Below are 20,045 nucleotides of genomic sequence, written 5' to 3' on the forward strand. Positions count from 1 at the left end.
ATCCGCTACAAACGCCGCCGCTGCATCCGCCGCATCGCTAGGGCGACCAGCCGGCGTGGCACGAAGCGCTGCGCCTGGACCACGAGCTTGTTCCGCGCCCCGGGAACCGCCACGCGCCACCCGGCCAGCATCGCGCGGTAGCCGAACTCCGCGACGTCGCCCGCGTCGGCCACGTCCAGGTTCGGGAGCCTGACGCTCTTCATCCCGGCGACCCGCGCGAACTCCGTCTCGGTGGGGCCCGGGCAGAGGCACGTCACGCTGATTCCGGAATGCGCGAGCTCCTCCGCCACCGCCTGTGAGAAGCTGAGCACGAAGGCCTTGCTGGCGTAATACACGCTCTGCAGCGGGCCCGGGAAAAACGCCGCGGTGGATGCCACGTTCAGCACGTACCCCGCGCGCCGCTTGAGCATGGGCGCGATGAACAGCTTGGTGAGGTGCATGAGCGCGGTGATGTTCACCTGCACCATCGTGATCTCGCGCTCGATCGGCGTTTCGCTGAACTCGCCGGCGAGCCCGAAGCCCGCGTTGTTCACGAGCACGTCCACTTCGATGCGGGCGTCCCGCACGGCGGCGAAGATCCGCTCCGGCGCTTCGGGGTCGCCGAGGTCGTCGACGATCACGGTGGCGGTGATGCCGTGCTTCCCTTCCAGCGCGCCGGCGAGGGCTTCGAGCGCGTCGCGCCGGCGGGCTACGAGCACTACGTCGTGGTCGTGCGCGGCGAAGACTTTGGCGAGCTCGGCGCCGATTCCGGCGGATGCGCCGGTGATCAGCGCTGTCTTTCGCCGGCGCGGGTCGAATTCAGGAAGGATTTGGCTCATGGTTCGTGGTTTGTTCCGCAAACCACGAACCACGAGCCGCAAACCGACATTTATGGCGAGCCGAGGTTTATCGCGAAGGGACCCATCCCGTGCAACTGCACCACGGTGACGCCGCGCGCGCCGCCGAAGTGCGGCAACCTCGCCGGAGCGTACAGGAAATCGCCCGCCTGATACTCCTTGATGGCGGCCGCGTTGAACGTGCCGCCCATTCCGAGGCGAAATACCCCCGACAGCACTGTGATGTGCTCGCTCATCGGATGCCAGTGCGGCGGGAACTCGTAGCCGTCGGGGAACCGGAGCCGCAGGGTGTAATCGCCGGTGCCCCCCGGGTCCCCGTGGATCACGGCCATCGTCGCGCCCGCGGCGAAGCCCGGGACCACGAGATCGGTCCAGGTGATTGCGGACGCCGCGCGAGTCTCCATGTCGGACATGTCGGCGACGACAGCGGGTCCGGCGGGAGCCGGTTCGGGCATGGGCTGTGAGCTGGTCACGATGTCGCTGGCGATCACCCAGTTACCGTCGACCTTGTGCCAGACAGTCGTGTAGCTGCCGGCGTCATTGACTCGACCGTGCGGAGCGTCGAAGCGCATCGTGTAGCTGCCTACTTCGGTGGCGATGTCGCCGCTGCGCGCGACGGTGACGGTCGTGGGCTGCCAGTTGAGCGAGAGATTCGGCAGCGCCACCGTGCCGCGCCATCCTTCTCTGATCGCGTTGACGCCGGTCATGACCGGTGTGTTCGGCATCATCGCGGTCGCCGAAGGCGCGTGGAATGCCGCGATCGCGTCTACGTCTTTCGCGGTGACCGCGCGGTTCATCGCCGCGCTTCGGGCGCGGATCGCCTCCTCTTCCGTCGCGGGATTGACGGAAACCGTCGCGCAGGCCGAGATGGCCATTATGAGACCGGAAGCCAGCGCGACGTGCCGCAGTCCTGGAGTCATGAGTCCTCCTTTTTGTCGTGAAGCGCGGAAACTTTCAGCTTTCGGGAAAGCCTGTCAAGCGAGCCCGGCCGACCGGCGTTGGGTCAAACCCAACGCCGGCCGACCTCGCGGGTTGAAGCGGCGGCCGCGAACCGGTTAGATTTCAAGGTTATTCCCGAGTAGCTCAGTTGGTAGAGCAGGTGACTGTTAATCACCGGGTCGGGGGTTCGAGTCCCTCCTCGGGAGCTGACTTACCCAAATAACAAACGGGCCGATCTCTCGGCCCGTTTTTTTTCGTCCGGCGCGGTGAGACGCCGTTCAGCTTGCTTCGGTCGTGCAACACCCGGCACTGCAGCTGACCCATGCCGGCCCGTCCATAGCCGGGACGAGAAGGTCGTCGCCGCTGGCGTTCGGCCCCGAGCCAGCGTCGCTCGAACGGCTGCGACGGTGCATCTCGGCCTTCTCATCGCATGTATAAAACGACGCCTCCGAAACGGGCGGCGGGCCGCCATGCTGGCAATACCGGAACAGTCCGTTCTCCTTCACCACCCTGACCTTGTCGCCTGGAACCGAGTTCGCAGAGACTTCAAGAATGGCATACTCCCCCTCCGACGCCGCCTTCGGAAATGAGATGATGTACGAGGTGTCACCCGAAGTCAGATTCCACCTCGCGTCTCTGCTCGTGCCGAAGTTGACCAGGCGCGCGGTCAGCACCCCCGTGTTGGCCGTGTTTCCTTGACCGAGAATGCGGGAATAGCTCGCCGCGCAAATCTGGATGACGGTGGGGGTGGGCGTGGTAGAGGTGCGTGCTGCCCACGTGCAGCCTTCCCACGTAACCTGCTCTCCTAGACCTCTGAGCACGGCTCGAGGTAGCTGATTGAGAGGTCCTGCTGGCAAACTAACCCCGGTGAAGAATCCCGCGCCCGGCGCGGGCGCGGGCGCCGGCTCCGGAACCGGAACGGGAGCGCACGCACCCAGTGCGACGGCCATCGCCGAGATCGTGCAGGTCCACCTCGAGTATCGGGACTTCATTCGGATCTCCCGCGCAAAATGTGAATCGGGCAACCGATCGCGATGTTCCTACCGGATCGGCCTTCGGACGCTGTCCACGCTGGCTCTGAGCGCCGGGTCGGCGTTCATCCATAATATTGCAACCGCCTGCGACCACTTGCGAGCCTTGGCTCCATCGCGTGCCGCTAGCCGCCAGCGCGTCGCCATCATCCGGGTGAGTATGGCATACTCCAACGGATACCTCAGCGTCGACGCGCTGATGCTCGACAAGCCGTCGAGAGTTCCATCGAGCCTCCTGATCGCTGCCGACGTGTCTCCCAATGCCAGGAGCAGCGCCACTTCCCGCGTGATGAGCATCGGACTGACGTCAGCTGCTCGCAAGTCCGACCGGCTGAGCTCCACTGAATCGAGCACCGCCCGGGCACGACGCGAATCTCCCGCCGAGAAGGCCTGCTGCGCCGCCACGACGCTTTCCTGTCCGCGAATGGCACCGAGCCCCCGACCCTCCGCACATGGCACGGAAAACGAGAGGACTGTTCCAACGACGCGGTCGCTGAGACCGTTTCGTCGATCAGGCGGCGCATGAATTCGAATCAGGTCACCGAGGCTTCGCTCGACGGCGGGAGGACGGACGTGGCAGATGCCCAGGGCCGCGTTTGCCAGAGCCTCGCCGGCAGCCCGGCTCACCGCTTGATGCAAGTCTTCAGCGCCGGCATAACTCGGCCAAAAAAACTGCAACGCGGCCGCGAGTCGGTCGCTCCTGCCTGTAAGTCCGCTCAGCCGCGCAACAGATTGCCAGTTCTCCTCCGTTGTTTCATCGAAAGTCGTCAACGCGGAATCCCCTATCAGCCGAGCGCCAGCGAAGTCCCCGGCCTTGAGGCTCACTCGCGCCTGCGCCTCAGCCAAGAGCAACCGTTCCAATGTCGTCTTGGCGTAGCCTTTGGCTGTCCGCAGGCTCGCGGTCGCGGCGTCAAAATCTCCGCGCACTTCGAATATCGAGGCGCGGGCCGTATGTGCCTCCGAGCTTCGCGGGTAAATGCGCGTCCATGTCTCCGTGAGCTCGAGCATGATCCGTCGATTTCGCTCCAGCGCCCGAAGTCGCAGTGCGCGCGAAGCGGGATCGCGCTCCTTCTCGAAGTAAGGACGCGGATACGGCGTGTGAGAAAGCGTATCGGGGGACAGGAGAGGCCACGCTCCAAACTCGACGGCACTGGGCCCGCCAGTGACCCCTGTACGAATCTGGTTGTGCGCAGTTGGAAAGACCTGATTAAGACGCCGGAAGTGAGGTATTGCATGCAGCTTTGGATCGATCTCCAGTGCGCGAAGTAGCGCCTGCCCGGCCTCATGCCAACTTGTCCGGAAACGGAACCCGGAACGAGTCCGCCCGCTAGCCAGAACTGCGTCGTCTTCGTGCAGACACTCGCCCAGCCCATGCCAGGCGAAAGCGTCGAGCGTATCTCGCCGGATTAGCTCCTGGTACTGCTTACAGGCTTCCGGATAGTCCTCCTCGGCTTGCGCCAGGAGCGCGGACGCCCGAAGAGCGTCGCGCGGGCCGAGCTCTTCTCGCAGCGCCACAGCCCGCCTCGCGCTGGCAAGCCATGTTGGCTTCGCGTCCGGCTGCAGCCAGCTCTGTACGCGCGCGAGCTCGAGATGCGCGGCGGCGAAATCAGGATCCAGCTCGACAGCCCGCGCCAGCTCGGCGCGCGCGGAGTCCAGCTCGAACCGGCCGAGCGCCATGATCCCGCGGCGGTATGCCTGCAGCGCTTGGTACACGCGCGTACCGTGGTATCCATTATCGAAGCGGGCGGGAAGCGATCCGAACGCCAGTAAACCGCTCGCAAGACCGTGCGCCGTGCTGTCGGCGATCGTGTCCCCCAGCAGGACCAACATTTGCTCTGTCAGCTCCACTGACCGATTCACGTCATACAGGCGTGCTACCACTCGACGGCGCTCACCCGCGGTAGCGACCGTGCCCCAGATGAGTCGACCCGCGCCTAAATCGCGAGCGACCGCGATGGCGTCGGAGAGCGAACGGATTTCACCCCCGGCCTCTGCGACGGCTTCCCGCACTACGACGTCAGCCTCGACGCCAAGCCCCTCCCATTCGCTCAACACGGCCTGCAATCCGCCACCCACCCGTTTCCCGAGTGCTGGATCATCGTCGGAGAAGAACGGCAGGACAACGAATCTGGCAGTGTCCGCCTTAGGGCCGAACACGTTACGCGCCCATTCCGAGCCCGGGCCCGCGGCCATCACCGCCAGCGTCACGACCGCCGCCACGGCGCCGACCACAAACCACCGCCGGCGGATCGAATGAGCGGAAACCCGCTCCGCCATCGCGCCCGGATCGTGCAGCGCGGCGATGAAATCCGTCACGCTCGGAAATCGATCCGCGGGCACCGCCGCCATCGCCCGCTTGACCGCGCGCTCCACGTGCTCCGGCACGTTCGGCCGGTGCGCGCGCATCGACGGCGGCGGCTGCGTGAACCGCTGCGAGATCACGGACTGCTGCGTCGCGCCGATGAACGGCGGAAGACCCGTGACCATCTCGTACAGCAGACACGCCAGGCTGTACTGGTCGCTCCGCGCGTCCACGGTCTTCTCGCCGCTCGCCTGCTCGGGACTCATGTACGCGGGGGTCCCGACAACGAGCCCGGTGGACGTGAGCGTATCAACCGCTACCGAATCCACCGCACGCGCGATGCCGAAGTCGGCGAGACAGGCGCGATTTCCCGAGAACAGGACGTTGTCGGGCTTGATGTCCCGGTGCACGATCCCGTGGGAGTGCGCGTACGCCAGCGCCTCGCCCACGTCGCGGGTGATCGCTATCGCTTCCTCTACCGGGAGTTGCTTCTCCTTCGCGATGCGGGTCCGGAGCGAACCGTCCGCCATGTACGGCATGACGTAATACAGGGTCCCGCGGGATTCGCCCGAGTCGAGGATCGTGAGCAAATGGGGATGCTGCAGCGAGGAGCTGTGCTTGATCTCGCGGAGGAAACGCTTCGCGCCGATCGCCTGGGCGAGCTCCTTGTGCAGCATCTTGAGCGCGACGTGCCGTTCCTGGCGATTGTCGTACGCGAGATACACGATCGCGGCGCCGCCGCGGCCGAGCTCGCGCTCGATGGTGTATCTGCCGGTGAATTCGCCGGTAACCGTGGGGTCTTCTTCCATTGGCGCCGCCGTTCAACTGGGCAGGGCAAACATATGCCCGTCCCTGTAAACCGCCAACTAAATGACGTTAGCTCTCCCATTCCATCGGTAGCCCGGCGCCCGCCATGCATTCCGCGGCCGCCCCGACCGGCGGACGGCTCGAGCCGCGTGGTTGCGACGCGCAAAAAAAACCGGGACCCTCTCGGGTCCCGGCTGTCATCCTTGCTTCGGTCGGTCAGTTCCCGGCGTTCGGCCGCGCGGGACGAGCCGGCCGGGCGGGGCGATTGCCGCGCATCGGGCTGCGGCCGTCCGCGCCTCGCGCGCGTCTGGTCGAATCACGCTGCGCCATGCGCTCACGCATCTGCGCCTGGCGGGCGTCGAGTCTCGAGCGCTGCTCGGCGTTCAGGACAGCGCGAACCTCCGCGTGCTCCTGCTGCCGCAGCGCCGCCACCTGCGTGCCGTTCGCGCGGGCGCGCGTCATCGCGGCGCGCGCGGCGGCCGTGTCCCCGGCCTGGCGCGCAGCGCGGGCGGCCTCGACGTCCGGACGCGACTGCTCTCGGAGCTGCTCGAAACGCACGCGATACTTGGCGTGAATCGCCTTGATCTGTTCCTTCTGCGTGTCGGTGAGGTTCAGGTCCGCCATCATGCCATGCGGGCCCTGGTGCCCCTTCGCACCGCGCTGGCCCTGGCGACCTTCCTGGGGTGTCGGAGCCTGCGCGCTGGCAACGGTCGCGGCACCCACGAGCATCGCGACCACGGCGGCCGCTGTACGAATGCGATTCATCATGCCTCCAATCCTTGTTGAGTGGACCCGGCACAGAGTGTGGGGTCGCATACTTAGACTGGGTGGGCAGACGCTTGTTAAGGCTCTGTGGCTCCAGGGATCTGGACGGGGAATCCAAGTTTGGAGTGTGGCAGTTCGGAGATCGAAGTTAGGAGTCACTCCTCACTGTCCCACTCCCTACTGCCACACTCCCTACTTGGATTCCGGCTGGAAAGCCCTCGGAGTCCGCGCTACGGTCAGCCTGCCGCCGCGGCTGCCGGCACTCCACCATACCGCCGCTCCCTCGCGTGGAACTCCGCCACCGCCGCGTGCAGATCCTTCGCGGAAAAGTCGGGCCAGAGAATCTCGGAGAAGTACAGCTCCGCGTACGCACACTCCCAGAGCAGAAAGTCGCTCAGGCGCTGCTCCCCGCCGGTGCGGATCAGGAGGTCCACCTCGCGCGACGGGCCGCGGTCGTGCTCGACCTCGCCCAGCAGCCGCATGAACTGCTCGCGCGAGAGATGGTCGCTGCTCGCGCGGCGCGCCGCCCGCAGAATCGAGTCGCGCGCGGAGTAGTCCACCGCGATCCGGAGATCGAGCACGGTGCCGTCGGCGGTCGCGGCTTCGGCCGACTCGATGGCCTTGCGCACCTCGCTCGGAATTCTGTCGCGCCTGCCGATCACGGTCAGCCGCACGCCGTTGGCGATGCAGCGATCCACCTCCGACAACAGATACCGCCGGAACAGGCGCATCAGCATCATCACTTCGCGCTGGGGCCGGTTCCAGTTGTCGGCGGAAAACGCGTACAGAGTCAGCACGCGAATGCCGCACTGCGGCGCCGCTTCGACGATGCGGCGGGCCGTGCGCGCGCCTTCCATGTGTCCGGTGGGACGGCTGCTCCCGCGAGTGATCGCCCAGCGGCCGTTGCCGTCCATGATGATCGCGACGTGGAGGCCCGGAGCGCTCTCGTCCCGCTGCTCGGGGGTGTGCACGGGCGCGCCGTGCCGGCGGCGCGCGCCCTGCCGCGCGAGATCCATCCGCCTACTTGCGGTCACGCGTGGCATGAATGAGAGCTTCCATGTGATCGAGGTAGCGCTCGAGCGCGCGCCGCCCCTCGGCCGTCAGGCGGTACTCCGTGCGCGGCATGCGTCCTTCGAAGGTCTTCGTGCAGCTCACGTACTTCGCGTCCTCGAGCTTGCGCGCGTGCACGCTCAGATTCCCGTCGGTGATCTTGAGCAGCTTCTTCAGATCGTTGAAGGTCAGCTTCTCGTTCACCGCCAGCGCGCTCACGATTCCGAGCCGCACGCGCTCGTGGATCAGCCGGTCGAATTCGCCGGTGTCCGGGCCGATGGCGCGGCCGCGCACCGACTGCAGCTTCGCCGGGTCGGGACTGCCGCGATCCTGCCGGACGGCTCCCTGTTTAGCCACCGTGCCTCCTGGCGATCGGGATTCCGAAGACGATGTGCAGTCCGCCGAACGCGGCGGCCATGAGGATGTCGTTCGCCGCCGCCGGAGTGAACAGCGCGATCGCGCCGGCGAGCATGAAGCAGAACCCCATCACCGGCACCACGCGCACGGAGAACGCGCCGCCGGCGACCACCGCCGTTCCGTAGATGAGGAGCCAGAGGCCCGGGAGCACGTCGTACATCCCGAGGTTGTACAGCTGGATCGTGAGCAGCGCTCCTACGAGCATCGGCGGCGAGAAGCTCAAAAGGAATTTCCTGCCGGCGCCGGACATCAGCGGCAGCCGCGCGGCCCGCGCCTTCCGGATGATGGCCGCGATCATGATCACCGGCGCGAGGATGGCGGCGGCGAGCCACGTGTTGAGCCAGGCCACTTCCGTCGGCTGGCGCGCGGCAATGGAGGCGGCGGTGAGCGCGGCAACTCCCACGATCACCATTCCCCAGCCCGACACGGCCGTGAACGCGCCGGCGCGCTCCATCGTGTCGCGGATGAACGCAAGGTTGTCCATCGCGCGCATGTGCAGCGCCGGCTCCTCCGCGGGCGGCGCCTCTTTTCGGATCGGCCTAACTGACGACATATCAGTTAGTTTAGAAGGTGGGCTCCCTCTGGGTCAAGTACTTTACCGAATAAAGCGAGTTCTCCGCCCTTGTCGTGGACCCTGATGCTGGCCGCGCTCATCGTCGCCGTGCTGGCCGTGGTTACCGCCGTCGGTTGGAAGCTCCCGGCGGAGCACCGGATAACGCGCGAAGCCGAGCTGCCCCACGGTCCGGACGCTGTCTGGACGGCGATTAGCGACTTCTCCGCGCTACCGGCCTGGATGCCGGGGATCCGGCGCGTCCAGAGACTCGACGACGCCATCGAAGGCAGGGAGCGCTGGCTGTACGAAACCGCCGAGGGCGACATGACGATCGAGGTCGTCACGCGGTCCGCGCCGACCGAGCTGACCATCCGGAGCGTGAGCTCCGACCTCGCGTTCGGCGGCACCTGGACCCACAGGATCTCGCCCGCCGCCGCCGGCTCTCTGGTCAGCGTCACCGAGCATGGCTGGATCTCGAACCCGTTCTTCCGCTTCATGTACCGGTACGTGTTCGCGGGCGCGACGACACCGGACGAAGCGCTCGCGGCGCTCCGGCGGCATCTGGGCGGACGGGTCCGGACATCGGCGAGCCGGCCTACTATGGAATAGAGATCGGGCCGGGCAGCGGATCGCTGGCCGGAAAGCTCTGCTCACCCATCCGGTCGAGCCGCCGCTCGTCGATCGCGGTCACCAACAGACTCACAAGCTTCTGGTTGAACGCTGGCAGATCATCCGGCTTTCTGCTGGTGAGGAGCTTCTGATCGACTTCCACCTGCTTGTCCACCCATTCGCCGCCCGCGTTGACGATGTCGGTCTTCAGGCTCGGCCACGACGTCAGCGTCCTTCCCTTCACGGCCCCCGCTTCCACCAGCAGCCACGGGCCGTGACAGATCGCCGCCACCGGCTTGTCGGCTTCCATGAAGCCGCGCACGAATTCCACCGCCTTCGGGTTGGTGCGCAGCTTGTCCGGACTGCGCACGCCGCCGGGCAGCACCAGCGCGTCGAAGTCGCTCGCCGTCACCTGGTCGACGAGCTTGTCGACACGGAACTTGTCGCCTTTCTCGCCGTGATTGACTCCCTGAATCTCGCCTTCCTTGTCGGCGACCAGGTACAGATCGGCCTCGGCGGCGCGCAAAGCGTTCCACGGCTCGGTCAGCTCGATCTGCTCCACGCCGTCCGTCGCGAGAAACGCGACTTTTCTGCCTTTGAGTGACTCAGCCATCGCACTCTCCTGTTATCCCGGCGCTTTCAGCGCGCCGGCGTTTGCGGCTCAATCCTCGGAGCGATCTTCCGCGGCTTCCTCACGCCTGCGGCGCAGATCCTCGAGCGCGGGGTTCTGGTGAGTTCTTGGGATCAGCGATTCCTTGTCGTCCGTCTCGGTCTGCGCCACGCGGGTCTTGTCCTCCGCGTACACCCGCTCATCGGCGGGATTGCTCTTCTGATCGGTAACGGAAGACCCGCGCGGACTGTGTCCGCGCCCGGTCGGATCGAACTTCCCGGGACCGTGCACTCCTTTTTTCCCTGGCATGCTGTCTCCTGATGATGGTTCGCGGATTCATAGGGGTCACGAACCGTGCCATATTCCGGCATGCCTCTGATTCCGCTGTACGGACACGCCTCGCTGCGCAAACGGCTGGCGCGGAGCGCGGCGGCGGGACGGCTGCCGTCCAGCCTGCTGCTCCACGGCCCCGCGGGGATCGGCAAGCAGCGTCTCGCGCTCTGGCTGGCGCAGCTGCTGCTGTGCTCGGGAGAAGATCGCCCGTGCGGCAAGTGCCAGCACTGCCGCTACATGCGCGAGCTGCAGCACCCCGATCTGCACTGGTTCTTTCCGCGGCCGCGGCTCAAGGATTCCGATCCCGATCCAGACGACGTGCGGGACGATTACCGCGAGGCGGTCGTCGAGCGCGTCGAGGAGGGCGGGCTGTACGCGGCACCGTCGGGGAGCGAGGGGATCTTCATCGCCGCAGTGCGCTCGCTGACACGCGACGCGCTGCTCTCGCCCGCGCTGGCGGCGCGCAAAGTCTTCGTGATCGGCGATGCCGAACGCATGGTGTCGCAGGAGGGAGCCGACCAGGCGGCGAACGCGCTGCTCAAGCTGCTGGAGGAGCCGCCGGCGGACACCTTCTTCATCCTCACGTCGAGCGAGCCCGCGGCCCTGCTGCCCACCATCCGCTCGCGAGTGGCGGCCGTGCGCGTGCCGCGGCTGACGGAAAAAGAGGTAGCGGAGTTTCTCCAGGACGAGGCCGTGCGGGTCTTTCTGAAGACGACGAAGCGCTCGGAGCCGCGGGCGGATCTGCTCGGCGGAGCGCCCGGACGCATCCTGAACGAATCCGAGGACGCGCAGGCGATCACGGTCGCGCGCCGGATGCTGGACGCCGCCGCGGGCCGGACGCCGGAGCGATTCTCCCTCGCCCTCACGCGCGGCGTGAGCAATGCGCGCGGCGCGTTCACCGATTCGCTCGACGCCTTGACCGTGCTGCTGTCCGAGCGGACCCGCGAGGCGGTGTCGCGCGACGACCGGCCGAGAGCCGCGCGGCTCGCGGCGGCCGCGGACCTCGTGGAGATCGCCAAGGAGCGAGCGGCGGGCAACGTGAATCCGCAGCTCGTCACCGCCAAGCTCGTGCTCGACCTGAGCGAGCATCTGTCGTGAGCGAGCCGGGCGACGCGGGCGCGAAGCTCAGCCACGTGGACGCGAGCGGGCGGGCCCGCATGGTGGACGTGACCGCGAAACCGGCGACGGAGCGGATGGCGCGCGCGCGCGGAGAGATCCGCATGCAGGCGGCGACTCTGACGGCGATCCGTGAGAACCAGGCGCCGAAGGGCGACGTGCTGGGAGTGGCGCGAGTCGCCGGCGTCCTCGCCGCGAAGCGAACGGCGGAGCTGATTCCGCTGTGCCACTCGCTTCCGCTCACCGACGTGGACGTCGCTTTCGAGCTGGACGACGCGCTCCCGGGTGTGCGCGTCGAAGCGATCGCGCGGACGGTGGGCCGCACGGGCGTGGAGATGGAGGCGATCGTCGCGGTGTCGGTGGCGCTGATCACCGTGTACGACATGGCCAAGGCGATCGACAAGACGATGGTCCTTGGAGGGATCGAGCTGGTAGAGAAGCGCGGGGGTAAGTCAGGCCAATAGGAGTGTGCACGTGACGCAATGCGTGTGGTCAGGCTCGAGCCCGGGTGCCGGGGCCGATCCTGACCGGCTCCCCAAACCATCACGCGGCTTCCCCCTCCCCCTTCCGCGCGTCACGGCGGGAACGTCTATTTACGCCCGCTAACGCTGGCTTGAGTTCGGCACACCACCGACTGAGGCACACTTGAGCACGTCATCTTCTCACGAGGCATGGGGCACCCGCATCGGGTTGATCCTTGCCATGGCGGGCAACGCCGTCGGGCTGGGTAATTTCCTGAGGTTTCCACGACAGGCCGCGGTGAACGGCGGCGGGTCGTTCATGATCACCTACTTCATCGCGCTGCTCCTGCTCGGCATCCCGCTGATGTGGATCGAGTGGGGCGTGGGGCGGAACGGCGGCCGGTTCAGGAAGGGCCACATCCCCGGGATGTTCGCGGCGATCTGGAAGCATCCCGCGGCCAAATACCTCGGCATCATCGGCATGATCGTGCCGTTGACCGTGATGATCTACTACACGTACATCGAGAGCTGGACGCTCGCGTTCTCCTTCTTCTCGATCACGAAGGACTACTGGGGCAACACCTCGCAGGAAGCGATGGTGGGGTACCTCCAGTCGTATCAGGGGATCACCGCGGGCAGCAGCCACATGACCGCGCTCGGCTTCTTCCTGGTTACGCTCGCGATCAACATCTGGGTGCTGTCGCGCGGGATATCCGGGGGAATCGAGAAGCTGGCGCGGATAGGAATGCCGATCCTGTTCCTGTTCGCCGTGGTTCTCATGGTCGTCGTGATCTTCCTTCCGGCGGGCCCTGGCGGCGAGACCGCGTGGCAGGGACTGCAATTCATCTACAACCCGGATTTCTCCCGCCTCGACGAGCCGAGCGTCTGGCTGGCGTCGGCCGGACAGATCTTCTTCACTCTGTCCGTGGGCATGGGCTCTTTGCAGGCATACGCATCCTACCTGTCGAAGAAAGACGACATCGCGCTGAACGGCATCGCCACCGCGGCGACCAATGAGACCGCCGAAGTCATCCTCGGCGGCACGATCGCGATCCCGGCGGCGGTAGTGTTCTTCGGCGTCACCGGCGCGATGGCGGTGGCGCAGTCCGGCTCGTTCAACCTCGGCTTCGCGACGATGCCGGTGGTGTTTCAGCAGATGCCGATGGGCAACGTGCTCGGCTTCATGTGGTTCATGCTGCTCTTCTTCGCCGGCATCACTTCGTCGGTCGCGATGCTCACGCCGATCGTGGCGTTCTTCCGGGAGGAATTCGGCTGGAAGCGCGAGATCATCGCCTGGTCGTTCGGACTGGTCACGCTGCTGTTCGGCCTGATGAACATCTTCTGGCTGCAGTACGGCTTCCTCGACGAGTGGGACTACTGGGCGGGGACGTTCGGCCTGGTGGTGCTCGCCGTGATCGAGACGGTGCTCTTCATGTGGGTGTTCAAGCCGGAGAACGCGTGGGCGTCGATCCACCAGGGCGCGGACATCCAGATCCCGCGCATCTTCAAGTTCGTGATGACGTACGTCACGCCGGTGTACCTGCTCTTCATTCTCGGATGGTGGGGCTTCCAGGACGCCATTCCGATTCTCACCAACGCCAAGGCGGCCGGCGGCGGAACGCTCACGGCGGAGATGCATCCTTACGTCACGACGGCTCGACTGGTGATCGTCGGCTTCGCCGTCGTGTTCGCGTTCCTCATCCGGATCGCGTGGAAGCGCAACAACTATGACGACCGCGCCGGCTTCGTGGAAGTCGACCAGTCAGGGAGGACGGCGGTATGACACCGGGAGCGATCATCTTCATGGCCCTGAGCTGGGGGTTCGTGCTCGGGCTGGTCTCGTGGGCGTTTTATCGGCTGCTGACTCACAAGAAGCATCACGATCCGGATGGAATCGGGCCGGCAGTGCCGCCGGAGGGGTCGGTGACGGGCAGATAGTTCCACTGCCACTTCGACTGCCACTTAGAACTGCCAAGCTGCGAGCTGCCAGCTGGAAGCGGCCAGCTGCGAGCTGCCTACGATTCTGACCGTCAACATCGTTCGCAGCTCGTAGCTGGCGGCGTTTTTCGCTGGCCGCTCGCAGCTTGGCTGTTCTATGTGGCAGTTTCCCGTCTGAGCCGCGCTAGCCGTTTAATCGCGACGATCCCCGCCGCCGGGCCGAGTGCCAGAAAAAAGAGCGCCCACCGCCATCCCACGCGCGCGGCGAACTCCGGAACGAGCTGCATCGGCAGCATCGTCAGCAGAAACCCGAGCGACGTCTGCATCGTGAGCGCGGTACCCACCGCGTGCCGCGGCACCGACTCCGTCACGAGCGTGCTGAATTGCGCGCTGTCTGCGATCACGAAGAAGCCCCACGCCATGGCGAAGGGCGCGAGCAGCCAGAGCGAGGTTCCGAACAACAGCGCGCTCAGGAGGCAGCATGCGCCGCTGGCCACGAGCGAGATGGTGACGAGCTTCTCTCTCCCTTCCTTGTCGGCGAACAGTCCGCCCCAGACGCATCCCGCTCCACCGATGGCGATGGCGAGGAACGAGAGCAGCGTGACGGGTGCGGTGGAATCCGGATTGCGCGCGAGCACGCTCGCCGCGAGGAAGGCGGGGATCCACGTCCACACCGCGTACAGCTCGAACATGTGGCCAAGGTAGCTCGCCGTCGCGAGCCGCCACTCGCGGACGCGCGCGACCGAGCCGACCAGCCCCCAGGAGAACGGCCGCGATGCGAACGCGTACGGCCCGTCCCGGAATCCGATCCACACCAGCAACGCGGCGATGGCCGCGCCCGCCGACGCGGCGAGCACGACGGGCGCGGGGCCCGTCTCGGGAATCGCGTTCACCAGATACGGCGTGGCTTTCCCGATCGTGAGCGCTCCGACGATCGTGCCGATCGCGAGTCCCCGCTGGGTCAGGAACCACGTCGCGATCATCTTCATCGCCGGCGGATACACTCCCGCGAGGAAGAATCCGGTGAGGAACCGTAGCGCCAGCGCGCCCTGGTAGCCGTCCACCGAGAGAATCGCCGCGTTCGCGGCGGCGCCCGCCAGCGCGGACAGCGCGAACAGCGTGCGCGAGCGGACGATGTCGGCGAGGTTGAGCGTCGCGGCGACGGCCGTCCCGGCGACGAAGCCGAGCTGCACCACCGTGGTGAGCCAGCCTGCCTCCGACGCGGACAGCCCCCACAGCGCGGCGAGCTGCGGCGACACCGCGCTCGCGGAGAACCAGAGCGACATTCCGAGCAGCTCGGCACTACCGAGCAGGGCCAGCGCCCGCCACTTTCCGGAGTCGGCCACCTCTTGCATGGCCGAAAAGGTAGCAAGGGGAAATAGATGCAGGACGAGCGCCGCGCGCTGGTGCTGCCCTCCGTCGCCACGGTGCGGCCCGACCTGGGATCCGGCGGACGAGCGCGAGGAGTCGTTGCCCCGCGCGAAGGAAGTTGGGGCGGGCCGCGCGCCCAACCCGGCGCTGCGGATGATGTCGCGACCCCACAATGCTCCAGACGAAAAAAAGGGCTGACGAAAGTCAGCCTTTTTTTTGTCGGAGGGGCGCTTCCGATCAGTCCTGCTAGACTGCCGCCCCGGAGCGAGGACGGAGGGTCCGGACAACGCCCCTCCGCCTCGTTCTTCGCGACGGCATCGCTACTTACTTGTTGCCACCCTTGCGGCCCGGGTTGCCGGGGGTCCCGTCGAGCTCGTCATTCGACCGGCTCGGATCGCCCTGGTTCGAGTTGCCCGGATCGCAGATCTCGGGTCCGTTCCCCACGCCCTGGTTGCAGCGCTGCCCCGCGTTGCCGCTGCCTTTGCGACCCTCGCAGCCGGTAACGTCGGTGCCTGTGATCGTCACGTCGCCGACGCCGGAGGCTCCCGCCCAAGCATTGCCGTCGAACGTTCCACGGGTCAAGGTGATGCCCGCCCAAGCGAGAATCGTTCCGATGAAGTGCGAATCGGTCATGGTCGCGGCCGCGGTGGTCAACCATGTGACGTCGCACGCCTGAGCGCCGTTGGCCAAGATCACATTGAAGCTGCTGCCCGTGAGTGCGCCAGAAACCAGGAAGGTATACGACCCGCCGCCGTTGAGCGTCAACGTGCCGGTCTTCGTCACCGCGGTGACACAGTAGGTACCGGGCGAGAGCGTCACGCCAGCGAGGGTACCCGTCAAGGTATTGGCCGCGGTGCAGTCCCCCAGTTCTGGCGCGAGCAACTCATACTCATTGACGAAGGCGTTGAAAGCCGCCTGGGCGGCTGCATCCCCCACGTGAACCGACCCCGTGATGGGGCACCTGGTCCTGGTGACCGAGCCGGTGGGGGGGCCTTGGAAGGTGCCCACGTCTCCGGTGATCTTCCCGTCGGTGCAGGTCACCTCCGCGTTGGCGAGCACCACGAAATTCGACCCCTGGGCCGAATGGCCGTTGCTCGAGCTGGAGAGGAGCGGGGGCGCGATGATCGGGGACGCGGGGTCGCTGTCGCTGCACGCCGCGGTGAGCAGCGCCAATGTGAGGAGGATTCCTGCGGCAAATCCGGGCGGAGCGAACGCCCGTGCCAGTTGCAGTGGATGGTTGTGCGTGCGCATGTGGGTCTCCTTGGGGTAATCGTGGTTCTCAGTCATCAAATTTCTGAAAGGAGCTGGGCGCGGTCTCCCGCACCCGGCGAATCCTCTCTGAGTTCCATCTATTATTTCTTTCGGCGCCGTGAGTAGTGCTCCCACCACTCCGCGGCGATGACGTTTCCAATCCGAACCCCAGTGATACCCGGTAAGACGATGAGCAAGGAGAGTGTCCCAACGATTCGTTGTTCTGCATTTTCGCGGCCACAGCTGAGTTGGACCGTGCCCGCGAAGGTTAACCATCGTTAACACTTTGGTCCCACGTCTCGCGGCTACTCCTATGAAAACACGAACGCCGGGCCTTTTTGGGGCGCCGGCGAACGGTTCTTGCTCCCAGAAACCCGCAGCGGGCTGGCTTTGGATAAATCATTGGATACGGCTGGTTTTCCTATCCCGAAAAACGCGTAACTCCTTATGACCCGGCTGGGTCTCGAACCCAGGACCTACGGATTAAAAGTCCGTTGCTCTACCAACTGAGCTACCGGGTCTGATGCTCTGCCAATATAACCCGGAGAAAAATCGGACCGATCAGGTCGGGTCGCCATCGTCGTCGTGGGCGGATATTCGACCGACATCCCAATGCCGCGCCGCGGTCGGCAGCGTACGGTAAACACGCTCGCCAAACACCGCCTTCCGGCCTATCTTTGGGAAAGTGAAAATCACCTTCTCCCTCCTGCACAAGCTCGACCGCCGCGATCGCGCCCTCTTCACGCGCTGGGCGATCGGCTCCGCGGCTACCCACGCGGTCCAGCGCTTCTGGCGCATCATCACGCACCTCGGCGGGGTTCAGGTAACGGTGACGGCGGGGCTGGTGCCGCTGGCGTTCGGCCAGGACCTGCTGCAGCTCGCCGCCTGGAACGCGCTCGTCACGCTCGGCATCTCGCACTTCGTCGTGCAGATCATGAAGCGCAAGCTGAGCCGGCCGCGTCCGTCCACCGGCATCGGCTGCTCGACGTTCATCGAGGAGCCGGACCGGTTTTCCTGTCCTTCGGGGCACGCCGCCGCCGCAATGTCCGTCGCCTTCGTGTACGCGATGGCGTTCCCGGCATGGGCCGCGCCGTTGCTCGCTCTTGCCCTGGCGGTTGGCGCGTCACGCGTCTTCCTCGGTGTGCATTACCCGGGTGATGTCGTTATCGGTCAGGCGATCGCGATTCTCACCGGAGCGTTAGTAATCGCGAGCTGATGGCCGGCACGCGATCGCCGGCCGCGCAGGACTCCCGCTCGGAAGTGACGCTCGAGCAGACTCTTTTTCCGGCCGGTATCCCCGCGGCAATGGATCTCCGCACGGCCGCGCTGCCGGCGAAGCTCAGACCTGACGCGCGCATCGGCGTCCTCGACATCACCGAATTCTTCGGCGAAACCACGGGCGGGATCCGCACGTACCTCCTGGAGAAGGCGAAGTACGTCGAGGCGTCGCCGTCGCTGCGGCACGTGCTGGTGGTCCCCGGGCCCGGCGACTCCGTCACCGAGAGCGAAGGCGTGCGCTGCTACCGCCTGCGCGGCCAGCCGGTGCCGACGCAGCACCCGTACAGGTTCATGGCCGGACTCCGCGCCAACACGCGCATTGTCGCGCACGAGCGCCCGGACATCATCGAGGTCGGAAGCACGGGCATCGTGCCGTGGATAGTGAGCCGCGCGTCGCGCGGCACGGACATCCCGATCGTGTGCTTCTTTCACAGCGACTTCCCCAACATCATCGCGCCGCACCACAAGACCGGCGTCGCCTGGACCGCGGCGAGGGAGATGGCGTACGGCTATCTGCGCGCGCTCGACAAGCTGTTCGTCACCACCCTGGTCGCGTCCGACTTCTCCGCGTCCGAGCTGCGGCGGGTCGGCGTGGAGAACACGGTGCGCGTGCCGATGGGAGTGGATCTCGACGGCTTCCATCCGCGCAGGAAAGAGCACGCGGCCGAGACACGGCGGAAGCACTCGCTGCCCGAGGGTCCGCTGACCGCGTACGTCGGCCGGTTCGCGCGCGAGAAGGACCTGCACGTCCTCATCGACGCGTGGAGCATCGTCGAGCGCCGCACCGACGCAACTCTGTTGCTGATCGGAGACGGACCGCTCAAGGCGGAACTGCGCGCCCGCGCGAAATCAAAGCGCATCCTCTGGCTCCCCTTTGAGAAGAGCCGCGACGCGCTGGCCGACCTGGTAGCGGCGCTGGATTTCTACATCGCGCCCGGACCGGTGGAGACGTTCGGGCTCGCGGCGGTGGAAGCGCTCGCGTCGGGGATCCCGGTGCTGTCGTGCGATCGTGGCGCGGTAGCCGAGCACGTCCAACGATCGGGCGCGGGCCGCCTGTTCGTCACCGGCAGTGCGCCCAATCTGGCCGAGGAAGTCTCCGCGATGCTGCGGGAAGATTTGCCCGCGCTCGGCGCGAAGGGCCGGGAGCACGCGGAGCGCGAGCACAGCTGGTCGGGAACCTTCGACCGCCTCTTCCAGGTGTACGCCGGGATCGCGAAGTGACCGCGCCGGCGGTGTCGGCCGAAGGGATGCGGCTCGCGATCTTCAGCGACACCTATCCGCCGCACATGAACGGCGTGGCTGCCGCGCTCGGCCGCCTCACTCACGCCGTGCGCGAGCGGGGCGGCGAGGTGCGGGTCGTGACGACGACCGACCCGCGCGCTCCCGGAGCCGAATCGGCCGTTCGGCGCTGGCCGAGCATTCCGTTCTGGGCGTATCCGCAGCTCCGCGTCTCGCTGCCGCCGGCGCGGCTGGTCGCGCGCGAGCTGTTCGCCTGGCGGCCCACGCTGGTGCACGTCGCGACCCCGTTCGGCGTGGGGCTCGCGGCGCGGCGCGCGGCGCGCTCGCTGGGCATTCCCGTGGTGACGTCGTACCACACGAGCTTCAGCCAGTACGCCGCGTTCTACAAGCTCGGGAAGCTCAGCGCCCCCGGCTGGTCGTTTCTCCGCTGGTTTCACAACGGCGGGCTGCGCACCTATTGCCCGTCGAAGGCGATCCGCGCCGAGCTGGACGAGAGAGGATTCCGCAACACCAGGATCTGGGGTCGCGGAGTCGACATGTCGCGCTTCAATCCGGCCAAGCGGAGCGCGGCGATGCGGGCGCGCTTCGGAGCGAGACCGGACACGGTCGTCGTCGCGTACATCGGCAGGATCGCCGCGGAGAAGGGTCTCGCCGTGGCCGCGGCGGCGATGCGCCGGCTGGAAGGCGAGAAGTCGATCCGCTTCGTCGTCGTGGGCGAAGGACCATACGAGGAGCGGCTGCGGTCGCTTGCGCCGCGCGTCGCCGTCTTTGCCGGGCGGCTGTCCGGCGACGCCTTGAGCGAGGCGTACGCGTCAGCCGACCTGTTCGTCTTCCCGTCAACGACCGACACGTTCGGGCAGGTGCTGCTGGAAGCGATGGCTTCCGGACTACCGGTGGTCGCCGCCGATGCCGGACCGACGCGCGAGGTGGTGGGCAACCAGGCGGGCGCGTTCGTCCCGCCCGGGGACGACGCCGCGCTCGCCGAGGAGATCTACCGGCTGGCTACGGCTCCGGCGGAGCGATCCCGCATGGCGGCGGCCGCTCTCCGCGCGGCGGGCACACGGTCGTGGAGCTCGGTGTTCGACGATCTGGTGCGCGACTACAACGAGATCGCGCTCGCTCCCGGGGCTATCTAGCGG

Annotated in this window: 20 protein-coding genes and 2 tRNA genes; 9 read left to right on the plus strand and 13 right to left on the minus strand. The window is 66.5% G+C overall.

The annotated features are described in order from the left end of the window. Positions 1 to 5 precede the first annotated feature (5 nt). Positions 6 to 818: an SDR family oxidoreductase gene (locus tag WEA80_02435; GenBank protein MEX1185424.1), complete on the minus strand. Its 813-nt coding sequence runs from the start codon at positions 816 to 818 to the stop codon at positions 6 to 8. A 50-nt stretch (positions 819 to 868) separates the two neighbouring features. Continuing rightward, positions 869 to 1,756, minus strand: a complete 888-nt coding sequence (locus WEA80_02440) for a DUF4440 domain-containing protein (GenBank protein ID MEX1185425.1) — start codon at positions 1,754 to 1,756, stop codon at positions 869 to 871. A gap of 152 nt (positions 1,757 to 1,908) precedes the next feature. Between WEA80_02440 and WEA80_02445 the strand changes: the two genes are divergently transcribed. Next, positions 1,909 to 1,981, plus strand: a tRNA-Asn gene (locus tag WEA80_02445). A gap of 72 nt (positions 1,982 to 2,053) precedes the next feature. Here WEA80_02445 and WEA80_02450 read toward each other — a convergent pair. The 6 genes from WEA80_02450 to WEA80_02475 form a co-directional block, all read right to left on the minus strand. Further along, positions 2,054 to 2,449, minus strand: a complete 396-nt coding sequence (locus tag WEA80_02450; protein ID MEX1185426.1) for a hypothetical protein — start codon at positions 2,447 to 2,449, stop codon at positions 2,054 to 2,056. Positions 2,450 to 2,815: 366 nt separating this feature from the next. Continuing rightward, positions 2,816 to 5,917 (minus strand): protein kinase, encoded by a 3,102-nt coding sequence (locus WEA80_02455; protein ID MEX1185427.1) that lies wholly within the window; start codon positions 5,915 to 5,917, stop codon positions 2,816 to 2,818. A gap of 214 nt (positions 5,918 to 6,131) precedes the next feature. Continuing rightward, a complete protein-coding gene (locus WEA80_02460) occupies positions 6,132 to 6,680 on the minus strand; it encodes a Spy/CpxP family protein refolding chaperone (protein ID MEX1185428.1) in 549 nt (182 codons plus the stop codon). Between the two features lie 236 nt (positions 6,681 to 6,916). Further along, on the minus strand, positions 6,917 to 7,723 hold the full coding sequence (locus WEA80_02465; protein ID MEX1185429.1) for a di-trans,poly-cis-decaprenylcistransferase: 807 nt from the start codon (positions 7,721 to 7,723) through the stop codon (positions 6,917 to 6,919). Continuing rightward, positions 7,701 to 8,087: a transcriptional regulator gene (locus WEA80_02470; protein ID MEX1185430.1), complete on the minus strand. Its 387-nt coding sequence runs from the start codon at positions 8,085 to 8,087 to the stop codon at positions 7,701 to 7,703. Before WEA80_02470 ends, WEA80_02465 begins: the two co-directional genes overlap by 23 nt. Next, positions 8,080 to 8,700, minus strand: coding sequence for a hypothetical protein (locus WEA80_02475; protein MEX1185431.1), 621 nt, complete (start codon positions 8,698 to 8,700; stop codon positions 8,080 to 8,082). Before WEA80_02475 ends, WEA80_02470 begins: the two co-directional genes overlap by 8 nt. Before the next feature lie 69 nt (positions 8,701 to 8,769). On the opposite strand from WEA80_02475, the gene WEA80_02480 reads away from it, so the two are divergent. Beyond that, the gene (locus WEA80_02480; protein ID MEX1185432.1) at positions 8,770 to 9,309 is read left to right on the plus strand and encodes an SRPBCC family protein; all 540 of its coding nucleotides are present in this window, start codon (positions 8,770 to 8,772) and stop codon (positions 9,307 to 9,309) included. Here WEA80_02480 and WEA80_02485 read toward each other — a convergent pair. Together WEA80_02485 and WEA80_02490 are read right to left on the minus strand one after the other, a co-directional pair. Next, complete coding sequence (locus WEA80_02485; protein ID MEX1185433.1) at positions 9,299 to 9,922, minus strand: type 1 glutamine amidotransferase domain-containing protein; 624 nt, start codon at positions 9,920 to 9,922, stop codon at positions 9,299 to 9,301. The genes WEA80_02480 and WEA80_02485 overlap by 11 nt on opposite strands. Positions 9,923 to 9,970: 48 nt before the next feature. Then, a complete protein-coding gene (locus WEA80_02490) occupies positions 9,971 to 10,228 on the minus strand; it encodes a hypothetical protein (GenBank protein ID MEX1185434.1) in 258 nt (85 codons plus the stop codon). 60 nt (positions 10,229 to 10,288) lie between these two features. Here WEA80_02490 and WEA80_02495 point away from each other — a divergent pair, with 60 nt between their 5' ends. From WEA80_02495 to WEA80_02510, 4 genes are all read left to right on the plus strand, one after another. After that, on the plus strand, positions 10,289 to 11,350 hold the full coding sequence (locus WEA80_02495) for a hypothetical protein (GenBank protein MEX1185435.1): 1,062 nt from the start codon (positions 10,289 to 10,291) through the stop codon (positions 11,348 to 11,350). Beyond that, positions 11,347 to 11,832 (plus strand): cyclic pyranopterin monophosphate synthase MoaC, encoded by a 486-nt coding sequence (gene moaC / locus WEA80_02500; GenBank protein MEX1185436.1) that lies wholly within the window; start codon positions 11,347 to 11,349, stop codon positions 11,830 to 11,832. The genes WEA80_02495 and moaC overlap by 4 nt, the downstream gene beginning before the upstream one ends. Before the next feature lie 181 nt (positions 11,833 to 12,013). After that, positions 12,014 to 13,612, plus strand: coding sequence for a sodium-dependent transporter (locus WEA80_02505; protein ID MEX1185437.1), 1,599 nt, complete (start codon positions 12,014 to 12,016; stop codon positions 13,610 to 13,612). Further along, positions 13,609 to 13,767, plus strand: a complete 159-nt coding sequence (locus tag WEA80_02510; GenBank protein ID MEX1185438.1) for a hypothetical protein — start codon at positions 13,609 to 13,611, stop codon at positions 13,765 to 13,767. Before WEA80_02505 ends, WEA80_02510 begins: the two co-directional genes overlap by 4 nt. Positions 13,768 to 13,922: 155 nt before the next feature. Here the strand turns inward: WEA80_02510 and WEA80_02515 are convergent, their stop codons facing one another. The 3 genes from WEA80_02515 to WEA80_02525 all read right to left on the minus strand — a co-directional run bounded on the left by WEA80_02515 (position 13,923) and on the right by WEA80_02525 (position 16,910). Next, a complete protein-coding gene (locus WEA80_02515) occupies positions 13,923 to 15,122 on the minus strand; it encodes an MFS transporter (GenBank protein ID MEX1185439.1) in 1,200 nt (399 codons plus the stop codon). A gap of 340 nt (positions 15,123 to 15,462) precedes the next feature. Next, positions 15,463 to 16,425, minus strand: coding sequence for an ice-binding family protein (locus WEA80_02520; GenBank protein ID MEX1185440.1), 963 nt, complete (start codon positions 16,423 to 16,425; stop codon positions 15,463 to 15,465). Between the two features lie 412 nt (positions 16,426 to 16,837). Beyond that, positions 16,838 to 16,910: transfer RNA gene (locus tag WEA80_02525), tRNA-Lys, on the minus strand. A 164-nt stretch (positions 16,911 to 17,074) separates the two neighbouring features. On the opposite strand from WEA80_02525, the gene WEA80_02530 reads away from it, so the two are divergent. From WEA80_02530 to WEA80_02540, 3 genes are read left to right on the plus strand one after another with little or no spacing between them, the layout of a single operon-like run. Next, positions 17,075 to 17,605 (plus strand): phosphatase PAP2 family protein, encoded by a 531-nt coding sequence (locus WEA80_02530; protein ID MEX1185441.1) that lies wholly within the window; start codon positions 17,075 to 17,077, stop codon positions 17,603 to 17,605. Then, complete coding sequence (locus WEA80_02535; protein ID MEX1185442.1) at positions 17,605 to 18,888, plus strand: glycosyltransferase; 1,284 nt, start codon at positions 17,605 to 17,607, stop codon at positions 18,886 to 18,888. Before WEA80_02530 ends, WEA80_02535 begins: the two co-directional genes overlap by 1 nt. Next, the gene (locus WEA80_02540; protein ID MEX1185443.1) at positions 18,885 to 20,042 is read left to right on the plus strand and encodes a glycosyltransferase family 1 protein; all 1,158 of its coding nucleotides are present in this window, start codon (positions 18,885 to 18,887) and stop codon (positions 20,040 to 20,042) included. The genes WEA80_02535 and WEA80_02540 overlap by 4 nt, the downstream gene beginning before the upstream one ends. The last annotated feature ends 3 nt before the right edge of the window (positions 20,043 to 20,045 follow it).

This window comes from Gemmatimonadaceae bacterium (assembly GCA_040882285.1).
Lineage (GTDB): Bacteria > Gemmatimonadota > Gemmatimonadetes > Gemmatimonadales > Gemmatimonadaceae > JACDCY01.